Source organism: Oscillochloris sp. ZM17-4, from assembly GCF_019599295.1.
In the GTDB taxonomy this organism is placed as follows: domain Bacteria; phylum Chloroflexota; class Chloroflexia; order Chloroflexales; family Chloroflexaceae; genus Oscillochloris.
In genome coordinates, this window is the sequence record NZ_JAIEWN010000165.1 from 1 (window position 1) to 1,451 (window position 1,451).

Genomic DNA, 1,451 nt, shown 5'->3' on the forward strand with positions numbered 1-1,451 from the left:
CGCTGCCGGGCAGACCGATCACCGCCAGCCTCTGCTGGCGCAGGATGGTCGTCCACTCCACCGCCTGCTCGCGGCCCTCGGGCGCCTCGGCCTCCTTGCCGACCACCTGGCGCACCTTCTCCATAAAGGCGCGCAGGCCGCCGCGCAGCACGCCCTCGGACGGCGCGACCTCGCGCACGGTCAGCGAGACATACACCTCGCTGAGCGGCATATTCATCTGGCGCTGGTCGATCCCGCGCAGGTCGAGCGTGCCGTGGGTCACATAGAGGTGCTTGAGGTAGCGGCGCAGGGCCGCTCCGTAGTCGGCCTGGGGCGCGGCGGGGGTCTGCTGGTAGAGGTGGATCACCTCGGCGATGTAGTTGCCGCTCGTCTCGCCGGCGAACAGGTTGCGCCCGATGTCACCCTGGTTGAGGACATCAACCTGGGAGTTGTCTGCGGGATTGCTCTGACGCCCGTGACGCCCGACCGTCGTCTGGTCGCCACCGGCTACTGGCCCGATGGCGACATCGCCCATCTGTGCACCGGCGAGGCTGACCTGGGATTGCTGAGCGGCGAGCTTATGCTCTGCGGCCTCAATCGCCAGCAGGAGATCGGCCCGCTCCTCGGGGTCGGTCTCGTGCTCCAGCTTCCGGCGCAGGCGGGTGAGGCGGGCTGCGAGATCGTCGCTCACGGCGGCTCCTGAGAATCAGTCCTAGCTATCGACACGCTGATGCGGTATGATCGGTTATCAGTTAACGGTTATCGGCTACGCGGTGATAGGAAGTATAGCATGAGCGAGAGGGCCTGGGCGAGATACGCTCGCGTTTGTGCTGCCAGAATCGCACGTACGAACGCAGGCTTGATTTTCCTAACACTCGCTTTCGTGTAGCACGGAGGAGGTGCCTCATGGGCGGGCTCGGATCAGGTCGGGTGCGGCAGCGGCCACTGGCCGAGGAGCAGCTGCAGCTGCGGATCGCGGCGCTGCGCCCGGCGATCGCCAGGGCCTGCGCGGGGCAGGAGGCGGTCACAGACACGATCACCTGGAGCATCGGGGCGCGGGTGCTCGGCCGTAGCCGCTACACGCTCAGGGCGCGCTCGCCTATGGAGCTTCGCCTGGAGCTGGCACCAGACGAGGCGGGGCGATTCGCCGCCGCCGTGATTGCCGTGGTCGCGACGCCGCAGCCCAAGAACCGCGGGCTGCGCTGGTGGCTCCAGTGCGCCGGCTGCCAGCGCCATGTCATGGTGCTCTGCGCGGGCGCGGCCGGCTGGCGCTGCCCGCGCTGTGCCAAGGTGATCTACCGCTCCAGCTGCGCCTCGGATAAGCGGCTCGGCCCGCTGCTGCGGGCGATCGTGCGGGGCGCGACCGGCTCGCCCGACGCGCCGCTGCAGGCCCTCGACCAGCGCCGGAGATCCCGCCCGGCCCGCTCCACCTACACGGACGCCGACGCGCAAGCCGCCCTCGGCGAGGTGCG

2 protein-coding genes are annotated in these 1,451 nt (G+C 69.4%); one reads left to right on the forward strand and one right to left on the reverse strand.

Annotated elements, in window-relative coordinates:
- On the reverse strand, positions 1–670 hold a 670-nt coding region (locus K2Z83_RS28410), incomplete at its 3' end, for a hypothetical protein (RefSeq protein WP_220598538.1).
- Between the two features lie 215 nt (positions 671–885).
- Here K2Z83_RS28410 and K2Z83_RS28415 point away from each other — a divergent pair.
- Positions 886–1,451 (forward strand): PHD finger domain-containing protein (locus K2Z83_RS28415; protein WP_220598539.1); only part of this gene is annotated, 566 nt, incomplete at its 3' end.